Consider the following 15,827-nt stretch of genomic DNA (forward strand, 5'->3'; position numbering starts at 1 on the left):
GCCTTTCTGCTTCTGCACCCGCTCCGGAGCTACCCGATCACCTCGAGATCAGGCATGACACGAAGCATGAAGCTCTCGAAGTGCGGCACCGTGAAGTCGGCGTACCCGTAGTCGGGCGTGTAAAGAAGGCCCATGCCGATCAGTTCAGCCCTGATCGGAGCAACCTGGCTGGACTCCCGCTTCAGGACAGAGGCCACGTCCTGCGCCTTCTGCTTCCCCGGCCCCAGCTCAGCCATCGCCCGAAGATACTGCTTTTGACGGTTGGTGCAGCGGTCGAAGCGGACACGGAAGAATGACTCGTCGAGTTTGGCCGTATAGAGAGCCTCGGCATCCGACACGTCACCCCGGGTAATGACGGTACCGCTGGCCACTCCCCACACCGCGTACCCCAACTCCTGCAAGAAGTACGGGTACCGACCCGTGATCTGGAGCGCGAGCTCGAGAGCGTCCGACTCGAACGAGGCGCCCTCGATCTTCGCCGGACCGTCCAGAGCCTCTCGCGCGTCACGGTCGTCGAGGTCACCGATCGTCGGGAACTGAAACAGTCGTTCGGCGTACGACCTGGCATCCCCGACCAACTCCGCAATGAGCGGCAGACCAGCACCGACCATGGTTACAGGCAGCGACCGTTGAACGACCTTATGAATTGCCGAGATGAGAGCCTCCAACTGCGCAGGAGCAAGAAACTGGATCTCATCGAACAGCAGCACCACGCCACGTCCAGCGTCGGCAGCCGCTTCACCGACAGCCACGAACACGTCCGTGAGATCCAGAGCCAGGTCGCCGTGATCAGCCTTGCCCGGCTCGGTCGCATCGGCGGCGTACCCGATCTGCACCGTCCCCGTGAGGTCGGCAGTCAGGGTGAAGGAAGCCAATACTCGGCCAGCCTTCTGGAATCGCTCGTTCCACCGCGCCTTAGGCGAGATCTCCAGCAGGGCGGTCCGCATGCGACTGGCCATCATCCGACGAAACTCGGTGTCGTCGTGCTTTCTTATCTCGAGCTCGGCCACCACCCAGTTCGCAGCCAACGCCTTCTTCCGAAATTGACCGAGCAGGACGGTCTTCCCAACCCCTCGAAGCCCAGTGACGATCATCGATTGTTGCGGCCGCCCACGCATGAGCCGCGCGAGCAACAGATCGAACGAGTCGAGTTGAGGATTGCGGCCGGCGAGCGTGGTCGGCTGGGCTCCCGCATTCGGCGTGTAGGGGTTCGTCAATGGATCCACGACCGACCTTTCGCAGTTTCTCAAGTTTAAGCAACTTTACACTTCTGCCCTAAACTTCGGCCCGGATCTACTTCGGGATAGTTTATGGACGATCCATAAACTCACCTAAACCAGGAAACGTCGCGGCCGGTCGGCGAACCAGCAAGTCCCGACCGTCGCCGATCGCCCACCGATACACTCGGGTCGCCCGCCGCCGCCGACGTGAGGAATGCATTGATGGCCGCCCATCCGACCGCCCCGAAGAAGCCGCGGATCGAGAAGCTCACCCTCGGCGGACTCGACGACGGCGACCCCGCCGATCTGCAGGCCTTCGCGCACGTCGAGCGCTGCCGCTTCAGCGACCTGGAACTCGCGGACGTCGACCTGTCCGGCCTCACCATCGCCGACTGCGAACTCACGACGGCCGCCTTCGACGACGTCGAGCTCGGCGGCGCCAAGATCTTCGACAGCGCCCTCGCCAACGTGATCGCGCCGCGCTGGTCGATGGCCCGCGGCTCGATCCGCAACGTGCGCGTGAACGGCAGCCGGATCGGCGCGCTGGACCTCTTCGAAGCCAAGATCCGGTCCGTCGAGCTGACCGACTGCAAGCTCGGCCTGGTCAACTTCCGCGGCAGCGACGTGCGCGACGTCGCGTTCCGCGACTGCCAGATCGACGAGCTCGACCTCACCGAGGCCACGGCGACGCGCGTATCGTTCGAGAACTGCCGCATCGGCACCCTACAACTGCAGGGCGCGACCCTCGCCGACGTCGATCTGCGTGACGCGGCGATCGACAACCTGCGCCACCTCGACGGCCTGCGCGGCGCCGCCTTCACGCCCGACCAGGTGGTGCGCTACAGCGGCCACTTCGCCGCCCACCTGGGCATCGTCGTCGCCTGACCCCGCCCCCTTGACGCACTGTCCGAACATGTGTTCGCATTAGTGCATGCGATGGTCCGGGCAGAGCGCGAACACCGACGACGGCGGGCTGCCCGGCCTCGACCGCGCCGGCCTGGTCCGCACCGTCGAGACGCCGGAGTTCGCCGGGATCACCTTCCACGAGGTCCTCGCCCGCAGCGCCCTGAACAAGCTGCCCGACGGCGGGCCCATGCCGTTCCGCTACACGGTCAACACGATGCGCGGCTGCAGCCACGCCTGCCGCTATTGTTTCGCGCGCCCCACCCACGAATACCTCGACCTCAACGCCGGCCTCGACTTCGACTCCCAGCTGGTGGTGAAGCTCAACGTCGCCGCCGTGCTGCGCAAGGAACTGCGGCGCCGGTCGTGGCAGCGGGAGACCGTCGCACTCGGCACCAACACCGACCCCTACCAGCGCGCCGAGGGCCGCTACCGCCTGATGCCCGGCGTGATCACCGCGCTCGCCGAGTCGGGCACGCCGCTGTCGATCCTCACCAAAGGCACGCTGCTGCGCCGCGACATCCCCCTGCTGCGGACCGCGCGCGGGGTGATCGACATCGACGTCGGCGTCTCGCTGGCGATGCTCGACGACGACCTCCGCAAGCAGCTCGACCCCGGCGCCCCGTCGCCGCGGGCCCGACTCGAGCTCATCACCGCCCTGGCTGAGGCCGGGTTCCGCCCGCACGTGATGGTGGCGCCGGTGGTCCCGTATCTGACCGACGACACCGCCGCCCTCGACGCGCTGCTCGGCGCCCTCGCCGAGGCCGGAGCCGAGCGCATCACCGCGTTCCCGCTGCACCTGCGCGGCGCGACGGCCGGGATCTTCATGGAGTGGCTGGGCGAGCACCATCCCGCGCTGGTGCGGCGCTACCGGTCGCTGTATTCCCGCAGCGGGTACGTCCGGGCCGAGTACTCGGCCCGGCTCCGCGAGAAGCTGGCTCCGCTCGTCGCGCGCCACGGGCTCGGCCGCGCCGACGCTGAGGCCACCAGCCCGTCGCTTGCCACCCCGTCGCCCACCGTCGCGGCCGCGCCGTACCCGGAACCGGCGCTCACCCTCTTCTGAACCCGGACCGTCGGGCATCATGGAGGCCATGGATCTGCGTATCTTCACCGAACCCCAGCAGGGCGCCACCTACGACGACCTCCTCGCCGTCGCGCGCGCCACCGAGGACCTCGGCTTCGACGCCTTCTTCCGCTCCGATCACTACGTGGCGATGAACTCCGCGGGCCTGCCCGGCCCGACCGACGCCTGGCTCACCCTGGCCGCGCTCGCGACCGCCACCGAGCGGATCCGCCTGGGCACCCTGGTCACCTCCGCGACCTTCCGCCACCCGGGACAGCTCGCGATCCAGGTGGCCCAGGTCGATCAGATGAGCCGCGGCCGCGTGGAACTCGGGCTCGGCGCCGGCTGGTTCGCGGAAGAGCATGCGGCGTACGGGATCCCGTTCCCGCCGCTGGGCGAACGCTTCGATCGGCTCGAGGAGAACTTCGCCATCGTCACCGGGCTGTGGGGCACGCCGGAGGGCGAGACCTTCGACTACGCGGGCAAGCACTTCACCATCGAGAACTCCCCCGCGCTGCCGAAGCCGACGCAGCCGCGGCCGCCGCTGATCGTCGGCGGCACCGGCCCCACGCGCACCCCCGCGCTGGCCGCCGCCTACGCCGACGAGTTCAACGTGCCGTTCGTCAGCGAAGCCACCGCCGCGCAGATGTACGAGCGCGTCGGCGATGCCTGCGAGAAGGCCGGTCGTCGTCGTACCGATCTGGTCTACTCCGCCGCGCTGGTGCTGTGCGTGGGTCGCACCGAAGAGGAGTTCGTCCGACGAGCCGCCGCGATCGGTCGCGAGCCGGCCGAACTGCGGGAGAACGGCGTCGCGGGCACCGTCGAGGAAGCGATCGCGAAGATCGAGTCGTTCCGGGCGATCGGCGCCAGCCGGGTCTACCTGCAGATGCTCGACCTGGCCGATCTGGACCATCTGGAACTGGTCGCCTCCGCGATCGCACCCCACCTGGGGTGACTCCCTATAGTCATTCACAAGCGCCGGCGGAGGACGCCGGGCGACCTTCAGGAGGGGCTATGTCCGACTTCACCGACAAGCTGAAGGAGAAGGCCGAGGCCATCTCCGCGGCGATCGACAACGAGCTCACCGTCCTCGAGGGCGCGGGCGGCGACGACCCGCTGGCCGACCACGACGAGATCACCACCGACCAGGACGCCTGAGACCGTTCTGCAGAGCGGGCAGTTCGCTCAGGCCGGGCGAGAGCGCCGGGCGAGCTGCTCGCTCAGCCGCACCATCAGCGCGTCGACCGCGAACCGCGGCTTCACGTTCTTGCCGAGCGCGTCGCGGCATTCCAGGACCGCTTCGACGCAGCCGAGCAGCCGGTCCGGCGCCGCATAGGTGGCCATCGGGCCGGCGAGCGTCTCGGTCTTGTCCGGGTGCATCATCGTCACCGACGCGCCCATCGACATCGCGAGCGCGTCGCGGAAGAGTGCGGCCAGATCGACCAGCGCGCGGTCGAGTGTGTCGCGCATGATCCGGGTGTGCCGGGTCTTCTGCCGCTTCTCCAGCTCCTTGATCACCCCGGCGCTGCCGCGGGGCGGCCGGGCGGTGCCCTTGCCGGTGCCCCCGGCGCCGAGGGCGGTCATCAGCTCCGCCATCTCGGGCTCGTTGAGTTCGGCGGCGATCTCGTCGGCCACCTTCTTGGCCGCGTTCACCAGCGCCTCGCCCGCCGCGTACATCTCCCCCTCGCGGACCGCGGCCCGCGCCAACGACAGCGCCTGCTCCCGCTGCGCGCGAGCGTGCTCGTCGGTGGCGAGTCGTCGAGCCCGGCCGACGTGGCCACCGGCGACACTCGCCGCCCACTCCGCGCGGCCGGCGTCGATCCCGTCGCGCTGGATCAGCACCTGTGCGATCGACGACGCCGGCGGCGCGATCAACGCCACGTGGCGGCAGCGCGAGCGCAGCGTCACCGCGATGTCCTCCGGCGACACCGACGGCGCGCACAGGAGGAAGATGGTCCGCTCCGGCGGCTCCTCCACCGCCTTCAGGAGCGCGTTGGCACCGTGCTCGGTGAGGCGGTCGGCGTCTTCGACGATGACGATCTGCCAGCGGCCCGTCGTCGGGCGTCGAGCGGCCAGCTGCACGATGTCGCGGATCTGCCGCACCGAAATCGTCAACCCCTCGGGCGCGATGTGCCGCACGTCGCCGTGCGTCCCCGCCAACACCGTGACGCAAGCGCGGCACTCGCCGCAGCCCACCGTCGTCGGGTCCTGACATTCCAGCGCCGCCGCGAACGCCGTCGCGGCCACCGAACGCCCGCTGCCCGGCGGACCGGTGAACAACCACGCGTGGGTCATCGCCGACCCGGACTCCGGCACCACCTCGTCGCCGAACATCGACATCGCACCGTCGGCGGCGTGATCGAGCTCGGCAGAAGCGATCCGCGCCGAGGTCGCCGCAGCCGCCAGTTCGTCGGCTAAATCCGCCTGTCCGATCAGCCCGTCAAAGACATTTGTCACACCGTCCAGAGTAAGTCCCAGTTCGGACAGCACCACTCCCGGGAATCTGTTTAACTCTTGCAAGCACGCCGGTACGTTAGTCCTGTGGTCAAGCATCGGTCGCGATGGACGAAGGCAGCGCACCTCTTGCGCTGGCTTTCGCACACTCCGTGGCCGATCTTGGCGCTGGACATGCTGCGCGCCAATCTGATCGGCGCCCTGTTCACCTTCGCTTTCCTTCGCTTCGGACTGCCCGGCCCGGACACCATCAGCCTCGCCGAGATCGACGCCCAGAATCAGATCTACTTCCTCGTCTATCTGTTGGTCGCGATCGTGGCGGCCGGATTGGCGTCGATCCGCCTGTCGATGCCGGTCCTGATCTGGCATCGCCGACGATCACGGCTCGACGACGACGCCGCCCGCCGCCGAGCTCTCCGCCTTCCGATGCTGCTCACCCTCGTGAACGTCGGCCTGTGGTTGATCGGCGGCGTTCTGCTGTCTCTCCTGAACCTGCGCGAGTCCGGCAAGGACGCGATCCTCGTGGCGCTCGCCAGTCTGGTGGGCGTCCTCGTCACCGCGGTGCTCAGCTTCATGCAGGCCGAGAAGGTGCTGCGGCCGATCACCGTCGCCGCGATGGCGAACGACCCCGAGTCCGCCAAGGCGCCCGGCATCAGCGTCCGGATCGGCGTCTTCTGGTCGATCACCGTGGCCCTGCCCATGCTCGTGATGATCGCGATGATCCTGCTGCAGCGCCACGGCGTGATCGACGCCAGCGCCGAAGACCTGCAGCGACCGATCATCTGGATGGCGGTCGCGTCGCTCGTGTTCGGCATGATCGCCTTCTATCGCCTTGTCCGGTCGATCACCGACCCGATCAAACAGATGCGCATGGCGCTGAGCCAGATCCGCGCGGGCAACCTCAACGTGGCACTCAAGATCTACGACGGCAACGACCTCGGTCTGCTGCAGGCCGGCTTCAACGAGATGGTCGACGACCTCCGCGAACGCCAAGAACTGCGCAACCTGTTCGGCCGGTACGTCGGCGAGGACGTGGCGCGGCGCGCGATCGAGAGCGGCACCGAACTCGGCGGTGAAGAGCGCTACGTCGGTGTGCTCTTCGTCGACATCGTCGGCTCCACCCGCCTGGCCGTGAACCGCCCGCCCCGCGAAGTGGTGGAACTGCTCAACGACTTCTTCGAGGTGGTCGTCGAGGTGGTCGGCCATCACGGCGGCTTCGTCAACAAGTTCCAGGGCGACGCGGCGCTCGCCATCTTCGGCGCACCGCTGGAGCAGGACGACTTCGCCGGCTGCGCCCTGGCCGCCGGCCGCGAACTACGCGTCGAGCTGGCCCGCCGCCTCGGCGACGTCGACATGGGCATCGGCGTATCCGCGGGCAAGGCCGTCGCCGGCCATATCGGCTCCGAGCAACGCCTGGAATACACGGTGATCGGCGACCCGGTCAACGAAGCGGCACGCCTGACCGAACTGGCCAAGGACGAGCCGACCCGCGTGCTCGGCTCGGCCCGCGCCGTGTTCCTGGCCTCCGACGACGAAGCCCGTCACTGGCAGATCGGCGAAGGCGTGGAGCTGCGCGGCCGCGGCATTGAGACGCTGCTGGCCCGCCCCAACCTGGGCGAGATCGCCCCGGACGTCCTCGCCGACTCGTAACCGGGCAGCTCGCTGCCACCGGGAGGGTCTCCGTGGTCACTATGACCACGGAGACCGCCCCGGTGACAGCCAACTATGGAATTCTCAAACAACACATCGCGTCGGGATCCGCTCCCGACACTGCATTCAGAAATGTTCTAGGTCCCGCCTAGCGGCGAGAGTCGTTGGTGGACAAGTACTTCAGATCGGTAGTGCAGGTGCCGCAGGCGCGGCCTTAAGCCGCGCCGGGCAATAGCGTTAGCGTGCGCCGCGCGTTCGACGGGATCGGCTCCCGGAACCGCTTCGGATGCTCCGGGTCGGCCGGCGGCACGAACCACGGATGCCGGTCGTGGCCGATGAACACCTCCCACCCGCTCTGGTGAATCAGCATGTGGTGGCGACGGCAGAGCAACACGCCGTTATCGAGGCAGGTCTCCCCGCCGTGCTCCCAATGCTCGACGTGGTGGCCGTCGCACCACGACGGCGGCAGCCCGCAGCCGGGGAACGCGCAGCCGCGATCGCGCAGCACCAGGGCTTTCCGGATCGCCGGAGTGAACAGCCGCTTCTCCCGGCCCACGTTCAAGGGCACACCGTTGTCGTCGAGCAGTGCGATCGCGACGGAGGCCTCGCACATGATCAGCTCCGCGGTCCGCGCCGAGATCGGCCCGCCGAACCCCAACCACGGCACTGCGGTGTCACTGTCCGCGAACGGAATCGCAATCGTCTGTCCCGCAACCGAATCGAGGACCTGGCCGTTCATCACGACCGCCGCTGGCACCGACAAGGTCACGTGCGGGAGCACGCCGCCGGACTCCGGGCGCTCGGAGTGTGCGAGGTAGGTGCGCACCACCTGCGTCATCGCATCCGCCCGCCGCCGCTTGACCGAACGCTTGTCGTCCGAACCGTCCGGTTCCGGCACCGGCCGCGTCAGCGGATCCAGCGCCGCGAACAACTCCTCCGCGGCCACGGTGTCCAGGTCGATGGTGACGGCGACGCGCCCGTCGTCGGTGCGATCCATCGTCATCTCGTTCAGATCGTCGCGCTCAGCGACCGGCACCCGGCCTTCGGCCAGCTCCACCGGCGCCAGTTTGATCGCCCAGGCCCGAGCCTTCTCCTTCACCCGCGCCGGAGTGGTCTGCACCATCAGCGAGTGCACCACCCGCGCACGATCCTCCTCCGACAGGTCCACGCGACCTTCCACGTGGCCCACACCGGTGACGACCGCGTCGCCCTTCTCCGCCGAGACCGCGCCGTCCCGAATCCCTCGGGTCACCGAGCACAGGCCTTCATCAGCGATCGCCCACCCGATCCGGACCGCACGGTGCGCCACCGCCGGTGCCGCACCGAGTTCGGTCACGATCGCCGCGGCCGACCGCACATGCTTCCGCGCAGGCAATCCGCTCCGCTCGATCGCCGCACACGCGGCCGCGAGCGAATAGTCGACCACGTTGCGCAGCCTCAGCAGCGCCGCGGCCACGGCGAGGAGTTCGCGGTCGTCGTCCACCGCCCGCACCCGCGCCAAGAAGCGTGCGAGATTGTCGACGGTGTCGTCGTTGTCGGTGACCTCGTGTTTGTCGGTGACATCGTCGACCATGAAGTCGGCGAGTTCGGTCAAGCCTGCTGCGTCCACTTTCGGACACCTCCGGTCAGGAGTACGGGACAGCGGTCGAACCGGTCGAGCTGCCCGACGGTCGGCCGGGTAGCCACTCGATTCGCTAGACGGGCAGAGGCATCCGCATCGTCTAACTCCAAGCTACGCCTCATAGTGCGTTAGCACAACAGTTCGAGCAAAGTTTTTTCAAAGAATTTCTCAGACCGTCTACCTGCATGAACAGACGACGAGGGCCCCTCCGCGCGGTGATCCGCGCCGAGGGGCCCTCTCGTGAAGCCGTGTCCGGCAGTCGACCTTCTTACTCGGCCGTCTTCTTCGCCGGCGCCTTCTTGGCCGCCGCCGTCTTCTTCGCAGCCGTGGTCTTCTTGGCTGCGGTCTTCTTGGCTGTCGTCTTCTTGGCGGCAGTCTTCTTCGCAGCGGTCTTCTTCGCAGCCGTCTTCTTCGCGGTGGTTTTCTTCGCCGTCTTCTTGGCGGCCTTCTTGGCCGGACCGCGGGCGCGACGCTCGGCCAGCAACTCCATCGCCCGGTCGGGGGTGATGGTGGCCACCTCGTCGCCCTTGCGCAGGCTGGCGTTGGTCTCGCCGTCGGTCACGTACGGACCGAAGCGCCCGTCCTTGATCACCATCGGCTGACCGCTGGCCGAGTCCTCGCCGAGCTCCCGCAACGGCGGAGCCGCCGCCGCACGACCGCGCCGCTTGGGCTCGGCGTACAGCTTCAACGCCTCCTCGAGCGTGACGGTGAACATCTGCTCTTCGGTCGCCAACGACCGCGAGTCGGTGCCCTTCTTCAGGTACGGACCGTACCGACCGTTCTGCGCGGTGATCTCCTCACCGCTCTCCGGGTCGGCGCCGACCACGCGCGGCAGCGAGAGCAGCTTGAGCGCGTCCTCGAGCGTGACGGTGGCGATGTCCATGGTGCGCAGCAGCGAACCGGTGCGCGGCTTGGGACCCGCCTTCTTGGCCGCGGCCTTCTTGGCGGCCGTCTTCTTCGCCGCGACCTTCTTGGCCGGAGCCTTGGTGGCGACCGAGCCGACCTCGACGTCGTCGAGCGCGACCACCTCGTCGGCAGTGCCGCCGCCGGCGCCGGCCGGCACGGTCTCGCCGCCGTCGCGCGGAGTGGGACCGGGCGCGATGGTCGCGGGCGAACCCGCGTCACCCTCGTCGTCGTCCTCGGGCGGCAGGATCTCGGTCACGTACGGACCGAAGCGGCCTTCCTTGGCCACGATCTCGTGTCCGGTGACGGGGTCGACGCCGAGGACGCGACCCTCCTGCGGGGTGGAGAAGAGCTTCTCTGCCACCTCGAGCGTCAGCTCGTCCGGGGTCATGTCGGCGGGCAGATTCGCGCGCTGCAGATCCGGTTCGGCGTCGGCCGCGGCGACGTTGCGTTCCAGGTACGGGCCGTAGCGCCCCACCCGGACGAAGATCGGGCGACCCTCGGCGTCGTCGAGCACGCGAATCGAGTTCACCTCGCGGGCGTCGATGCCTTCGAGGTTCACGCCGACGAGCTTCTTCAGGCCGCCGTGTTTGGCGATCGCGTGGGCCGCGGCGTCGTCGCCGAGGTGCCCGTCGTCGCCGAAGTAGAACTCGCTGAGCCAGCGGGTCCGGTCGGCGTCGCCGCTGGCGATCTGGTCCAGATCGTCCTCCAGCGAGGCGGTGAAATCGTAGTCGACGAGGCTGTTGAAGTAGCCCTCCAGCAGGCCGATCACGGCGAACGCCACCCACGACGGGACGAGCGCGTTGCCCTTCTTCACCACGTAGCCGCGGTCCTGAATGGTGCCGATGATCGACGCGTAGGTCGACGGCCGGCCGATGCCCAGCTCTTCGAGCGTCTTGACCAGCGAGGCTTCGGTGTAGCGCGCCGGCGGGTTGGTGGAGTGGCCGTCCGGGATCAGTTCCGACGCGGTCAGCTGCTGGCCTTCGCGGAGGTTCGGCAGACGGTTCTCGGCGTCGTCGGCCTTGGCGTCGGTCTCCTCCACGGCCTCGACGTACGCGGACAGGAAGCCGGGGAAGGTGATGGTGCGACCCGACGACGCGAAGACCACCTGTTCGCCGGTGGCGGCGGTGCCGCTGATCCGGAGGGTCATGGTGGTGCCCTTGGCGTCGGCCATCTGCGAGGCGACGGTGCGCTGCCAGATCAGTTCGTACAGGCGGAACTCGTCGGTGCTGAGCGACGACGCCAGCTGGCCCGGCGTCTGGAAGGTCTCGCCGGCGGGGCGAATCGCCTCGTGCGCTTCCTGCGCGTTCTTCACCTTGCGGTTGTACTGGCGCGGCGACGGGCTCACGTAGTCGGCGCCGTACAGCTCGCGCGCCTGGGTGCGGGCGGCGTTGATGGCCGACTCGCTCAGTGTGGTCGAGTCGGTACGCATGTAGGTGATGTAACCGTTCTCGTACAGCCGCTGCGCGGTGCGCATGGTGCGGTCCGACGAGAAGCGCAGCTTGCGGCCGGCCTCCTGCTGCAGCGTCGACGTCATGAACGGCGCGTACGGGCGGCGGGTGTAGGGCTTCTCCTCCACCGAGCTGACCGTCAGCTGCGCGTTCTGCAGACCGGCGGCCAGTGACGTGGCGGACGCCTGGTTCAGGACCACCACGCCGTCGTCCTTGCGGAGGCGGCCGTCCGGACCGAAGTCGCGGCCGGTGGCCACGCGAGCGTCGTTCACCGACAGCAGCTTGGAGCCGAATGAGCGCGGCGACGCGTCCGCTCCGGCGTCCATGGTGGCGGCGATGTCCCAGTACTCGGCCGAGACGAAGGCCATCCGCTCGCGCTCACGGTCGACGATGATGCGCGTGGCGACCGACTGCACGCGACCAGCCGACAGTTTCGGCATCACCTTCTTCCACAGCACCGGCGAGACCTCGTAGCCGTAGAGGCGGTCGAGGATACGACGGGTCTCCTGCGCGTCGACGAGGTCGATGTCGAGGTCGCGGGGATTCTCGGCGGCCGCCCGGATCGCCGACTCGGTGATCTCGTGGAAGACCATCCGCTTCACGGGGACCTTCGGCTTGAGCGTCTCGAGCAGGTGCCACGCGATGGCCTCCCCCTCGCGGTCACCGTCCGTCGCGAGGTAGAGCTCGTCGACGTCGCGCAGCAACGCCTTCAGCTCCGTGACCGTCGACTTCTTGTCGGCCGAAACGACGTAGAGGGGCTCGAAGCCTTCGTCGACGTTCACGCCGAGACGAGCCCACGGCTGTCCCTTGTACTTGGCGGGGACGTCGGCGGCGCCGCGCGGGAGGTCGCGGATGTGTCCGCGCGAGGATTCCACGACGTAGTTGCCGCCCAAGTAGCCCGCGATCTTGCGGGCCTTGGTCGGGGACTCGACGATGACGAGTCGCCGCACGGCGGTGGAATCGGTGTCGGTGGCGGCCACGGGTGCCCTTCGGTCAGAGTTTCGCTGCTCGTTGCCGTTGTACCTTATATATAGCGTCTTCTGCACATCACTCGGCGAGCGAGCGCAGGTCGGCAGCCACGTTCATTCGTTCGACCGGCCCAAAGTGCGCGAATCGACCTCATCTCGGACCTCCTTCCGTCACTGACGTCACACTCGCCGGGAGGAGTCAGTCGACGGCCCAGCTCACTCGGTCCGGGGCCAGGAGTCCTCGGCCGCCGGATCCAGCGGCGGAGCGCCGATCGTCTCCAGCAAGCGCGCGCGACGCTTGTGGCCGGTGATCCGCAACGCCGGATGCGAGCCGTTGGTGCCGACCAGAGTCGGCGCGATGCCGATCCGCATCAGCGCCGTCGACAACGCCGCGTGGGTGTCGGGCGCGTGCGGATCCAGGCCGAGCGCGTAGTGCGCGCCATCCGGCCGGCCGGCCGCCAACACCCACAGGCGAAGCGCGCGCGGGCTCGGCACCCAGCCCTCGGGCACCGTTTTGACCGCCCCGCTGGTCCACCGGCGGTGCAGCGCTGTGAATCGGGGGTTGGCCTCCGTCCGGGCGAGCGGACGGCCCTCCTCGGACTCGGCCACCTCGGCGTCGAACCCGATCGCGCGGATGTCGGCGCAGATCGCCTGCGCACGCCACCGGTCGGCGACGACCACCGAGACCCGGGCGCCCATCGGCGTGTGCAGCGACTGTCCCTGTGCCGCAAGCAATCCCGCCAGGTCATCGATTGCTGGGTCCTCCGTCTCCGCGGAGAACAACGACATCTGGCTCACCATGTCGATCCTACGGGCCCCCGCGGCGGCCCGGCTGCACTGACACCGGCCTTGCCTAAGATGGAGAGCCGGCCACGAGCACGCGAGGAGGGCGGGATGGAGCAACACACCTACGGCACCGAACTCCTCGGTCGAACGCTCGCCGGCGAGTCCGACCCGGACGCGACTCCACTGACCCATCTGGCCGTGATCCCCACGCGCACAGCGGAATTCACAGAGTGGCCGGAGTGGGTCGACCCCGCCGTCCGCGCGGCCTTCGTCGAGCGCGGCATCCGGCAGCCGTGGCGACACCAGGTGCGGGCCGCCGATCTCGCGGTCGACGGTCGGCACGTCAGTCTCTGCACCGGCACGGCGTCGGGCAAGTCCCTGGCCTACCAACTGCCGATCCTCACGCGGTTCGCGCAGGACCCGAACGCCACCGCCCTGTACCTCTCACCCACCAAAGCGCTCGGCACCGATCAGCTCCGCTCGGTCGCCTCGCTCATCGCCGGCCTGCCCGAGTTCTCGCACCTGCAGCCGTGCATGTACGACGGCGACACCGACCAGGAACTGCGCCAGTGGGCACGACTGCACTCGCGCTGGATCTTCACCAACCCCGACATGCTGCACCTCGGGATCAACTCCACGCACGCCAAGTGGCGCCAGTTCTTCGCGCGGCTGGCCTACATCGTCGTCGATGAATGCCACCACTACCGCGGCGTCTTCGGATCGCACTCGGCGCTGGTGCTGCAGCGGACGCTCCGCCTGGCGCGCATGTACGGCGCGAACCCCGTGGTGATCGGGGCCAGCGCCACGGTCGCCAATCCCGCAGAAGCCCTGTCGCGCTTGATCGGCGACGACGTCGTCGCCGTCACCGAGGACGCGTCACCGCACGGCGAACGCACGGTCGCGCTGTGGGAGCCGGGTTTCCTCGAGGAGACCCGGGGCGAGCACGACGCCCCGGTCCGCCGCCCCGCGGCTGCCGAGGCCGCCCGGCTGCTCGCCGACTTCGTGATCGAGGGCGCCCGCACCCTCTGCTTCGTCCGCAGTCGTCGCGGCACGGAGATCACCGCCCGTCGTGCGCAGCAGCTGCTCGCCGACGCCGCCCCCGAGCTCGCCGATCGCGTGGCCGCCTACCGCGCCGGCTATCTCGCCGATGATCGACGACGCCTCGAGCGCGCCCTGTCCGACGGCGAACTCCTCGGCGTCGCCACCACCAACGCGCTCGAGCTGGGCGTCGACATCAGCGGCCTCGACGCGGTGATCGTCGCCGGGTATCCGGGCACCGTCGCGTCCTTCTGGCAGCAGGCCGGGCGGGCCGGCCGCCGCGGCGAAGGGTCGCTCGTCGTTCTCGTAGCCCGTGACGACCCCCTCGACACCTACCTGGTGCACCACCCGGAAGCGCTGTTGGAGCGCTCAGTGGAGGCGACGGTCACCGACCCGCACAACCCGTACATCCTCGGCCCGCACCTGCTGTGCGCGGCGACCGAAGCTCCCCTGACCGAGGCCGACGTCGAGGCGTTCGGCGCCCACGACCTGGTCGAGGACCTGGTTGCCGACGGCCTCCTCCGCCGACGCAAGGCCGGCTGGTATCCCGCGCCCGGGCTCGACCCGCACGCCGACATCGACATCCGCGGCGGCGCCGGCGGGCAGGTGCTCATCGTCGACACCACCACGTCCCGACTTCTCGGCACCGTCGACTCCAGCCGCGCCAAACGGAGCGTGCACCCCGGCGCCGTCTACCTGCACCAGGCCGAGAGCTTCGTGATCGATGAACTGGACCTGCACGATTCGCTGGCGCTCGCGCACCCGGAGGAACCGGACTGGACCACGTCGGTCCGCGAGAACTCCGACATCGAGATCGTCCGGACCCTGCGTTCGCAGAGCTTTGGGCCGCTCACCGTGTCGTTCGTCGAGGTGGTGGTGACCGACCAGGTGATCAGCTACCTCCGGAAGGCCCTGTCCGGCGAGATCCTCGACTCGGTGCCCCTGGACATGCCCGAGGAGGTGCTGCCGACCCGGGCCGTCATGTACACCCTGGAACCGGACACCCTGATCGACGCCGGTATCGCCCCCGACAAGTTCCCCGGGGCACTGCACGCCGCCGAACACGCCGCGATCGGGATGCTCGGCCTGGTCGCCACGTGCGATCGCTGGGACATCGGCGGCCTCTCCACCAATGCGCATTCGGGCACCGGGCTGCCGACGGTATTCGTGTACGACGGTTACCCCGGCGGCGCCGGCTTCGCCGAACGCGGCTACGAGGCGTTCGCGGCGTGGATCTCGGCGACGGCCGACGCCGTGGCCGCCTGCGGCTGCCGATCCGGCTGCCCGTCGTGCGTCCAGTCGCCCAAGTGCGGAAACGGCAACGAGCCCCTCGACAAGGACATGGCGCTGAACGTCCTGCGCCTCATCCTGCGCCTGCACGACGCCCCGCCGGCCTGACACCCCGCCGGCCCCCCGCCCAGGCGGCACCTCGCTGCAAAGGCGGCAGTCCACACCACAGGCGACGCCCCCGGCTGCCGCTTCTGGTGCCAGCTGCCGCCCCTGTTGGGTACTGCCGCCTTTACCGTCGACGACCGGGGGTGTACCCGCTGTGTCGGTAGAGCCTGCAGATGCGAAATGGCCCCCGAACCACAAGGGTCCGGGGGCCATTCCAAGTAATGTTCGGCGGTGTCCTACTCTCCCACACTGATTAGGGTGCAGTACCATCGGCGCTGGTGGGCTTAGCTTCCGGGTTCGGAATGGAGCCGGGCGTTTCCCCACCGCTATCGCCGCCGTAACAAGGCGAAACAAACACACATTGTGTGTTGCCTC

The 15,827-nt window shown here is 68.7% G+C and carries 11 protein-coding genes and 1 rRNA gene; 6 read left to right on the forward strand and 6 right to left on the reverse strand.

The window, feature by feature from the left end; all coding sequences use genetic code 11:
* Positions 1-29 precede the first annotated feature (29 nt).
* Positions 30-1,226, reverse strand: coding sequence for an ATP-binding protein (locus MUG78_RS04710; protein WP_246992670.1), 1,197 nt, complete (start codon positions 1,224-1,226; stop codon positions 30-32).
* A 216-nt stretch (positions 1,227-1,442) separates the two neighbouring features.
* Here MUG78_RS04710 and MUG78_RS04715 point away from each other — a divergent pair, with 216 nt between their 5' ends.
* Genes MUG78_RS04715 through MUG78_RS04730 form a run of 4 tightly spaced genes read left to right on the forward strand, consistent with a single transcriptional unit; the run spans position 1,443 to position 4,344 of the window.
* Positions 1,443-2,105, forward strand: a complete 663-nt coding sequence (locus MUG78_RS04715) for a pentapeptide repeat-containing protein (RefSeq protein ID WP_246992672.1) — start codon at positions 1,443-1,445, stop codon at positions 2,103-2,105.
* A gap of 46 nt (positions 2,106-2,151) precedes the next feature.
* Complete coding sequence (locus MUG78_RS04720) at positions 2,152-3,186, forward strand: Rv2578c family radical SAM protein (RefSeq protein ID WP_246992674.1); 1,035 nt, start codon at positions 2,152-2,154, stop codon at positions 3,184-3,186.
* 28 nt (positions 3,187-3,214) lie between these two features.
* Entirely contained in the window at positions 3,215-4,141 is a 927-nt protein-coding gene (locus MUG78_RS04725) for an LLM class F420-dependent oxidoreductase (protein ID WP_246992676.1), read from the forward strand.
* A gap of 59 nt (positions 4,142-4,200) precedes the next feature.
* Positions 4,201-4,344, forward strand: coding sequence for a hypothetical protein (locus MUG78_RS04730; protein WP_246992678.1), 144 nt, complete (start codon positions 4,201-4,203; stop codon positions 4,342-4,344).
* A 27-nt stretch (positions 4,345-4,371) separates the two neighbouring features.
* Here MUG78_RS04730 and MUG78_RS04735 read toward each other — a convergent pair whose 3' ends face one another.
* Positions 4,372-5,643 carry a DNA polymerase III subunit delta' gene (locus MUG78_RS04735; RefSeq protein ID WP_246992680.1) on the reverse strand — a complete coding sequence of 424 codons (1,272 nt, stop codon included), beginning with the start codon at positions 5,641-5,643 and terminating at the stop codon, positions 4,372-4,374.
* A 171-nt stretch (positions 5,644-5,814) separates the two neighbouring features.
* On the opposite strand from MUG78_RS04735, the gene MUG78_RS04740 reads away from it, so the two are divergent.
* A complete protein-coding gene (locus MUG78_RS04740; protein WP_246996828.1) occupies positions 5,815-7,290 on the forward strand; it encodes an adenylate/guanylate cyclase domain-containing protein in 1,476 nt (491 codons plus the stop codon).
* Between the two features lie 214 nt (positions 7,291-7,504).
* Here the strand turns inward: MUG78_RS04740 and MUG78_RS04745 are convergent, their stop codons facing one another.
* The 3 genes from MUG78_RS04745 to MUG78_RS04755 all read right to left on the reverse strand — a co-directional run bounded on the left by MUG78_RS04745 (position 7,505) and on the right by MUG78_RS04755 (position 13,031).
* Complete coding sequence (locus MUG78_RS04745; protein ID WP_246992681.1) at positions 7,505-8,899, reverse strand: HNH endonuclease signature motif containing protein; 1,395 nt, start codon at positions 8,897-8,899, stop codon at positions 7,505-7,507.
* A 280-nt stretch (positions 8,900-9,179) separates the two neighbouring features.
* Entirely contained in the window at positions 9,180-12,245 is a 3,066-nt protein-coding gene (topA, locus tag MUG78_RS04750; RefSeq protein ID WP_246992683.1) for a type I DNA topoisomerase, read from the reverse strand.
* A gap of 204 nt (positions 12,246-12,449) precedes the next feature.
* Positions 12,450-13,031: a hypothetical protein gene (locus tag MUG78_RS04755; RefSeq protein WP_246996830.1), complete on the reverse strand. Its 582-nt coding sequence runs from the start codon at positions 13,029-13,031 to the stop codon at positions 12,450-12,452.
* A 96-nt stretch (positions 13,032-13,127) separates the two neighbouring features.
* Here MUG78_RS04755 and sftH point away from each other — a divergent pair, with 96 nt between their 5' ends.
* On the forward strand, positions 13,128-15,455 hold the full coding sequence (sftH, locus tag MUG78_RS04760) for a DEAD/DEAH box helicase (protein WP_246992685.1): 2,328 nt from the start codon (positions 13,128-13,130) through the stop codon (positions 15,453-15,455).
* 220 nt (positions 15,456-15,675) lie between these two features.
* Here sftH and rrf read toward each other — a convergent pair.
* Positions 15,676-15,792: ribosomal RNA gene (gene rrf / locus MUG78_RS04765) — 5S ribosomal RNA — on the reverse strand.
* Positions 15,793-15,827: the final 35 nt, after the last annotated feature.

The organism is Gordonia alkaliphila (assembly GCF_023017165.1).
Lineage (GTDB): Bacteria > Actinomycetota > Actinomycetes > Mycobacteriales > Mycobacteriaceae > Gordonia > Gordonia alkaliphila.

Coding starts and splice junctions, on each gene's coding strand:
- MUG78_RS04715 (WP_246992672.1), top strand. CDS start 1,443: ATGGCCGCCCATCCGACCGCCCCGAAGAAGCCGCGGATCGAGAAGCTC.
- MUG78_RS04720 (WP_246992674.1), top strand. CDS start 2,152: ATGCGATGGTCCGGGCAGAGCGCGAACACCGACGACGGCGGGCTGCCC.
- MUG78_RS04725 (WP_246992676.1), top strand. CDS start 3,215: ATGGATCTGCGTATCTTCACCGAACCCCAGCAGGGCGCCACCTACGAC.
- MUG78_RS04730 (WP_246992678.1), top strand. CDS start 4,201: ATGTCCGACTTCACCGACAAGCTGAAGGAGAAGGCCGAGGCCATCTCC.
- MUG78_RS04740 (WP_246996828.1), top strand. CDS start 5,815: ATGCTGCGCGCCAATCTGATCGGCGCCCTGTTCACCTTCGCTTTCCTT.
- sftH (WP_246992685.1), top strand. CDS start 13,128: ATGGAGCAACACACCTACGGCACCGAACTCCTCGGTCGAACGCTCGCC.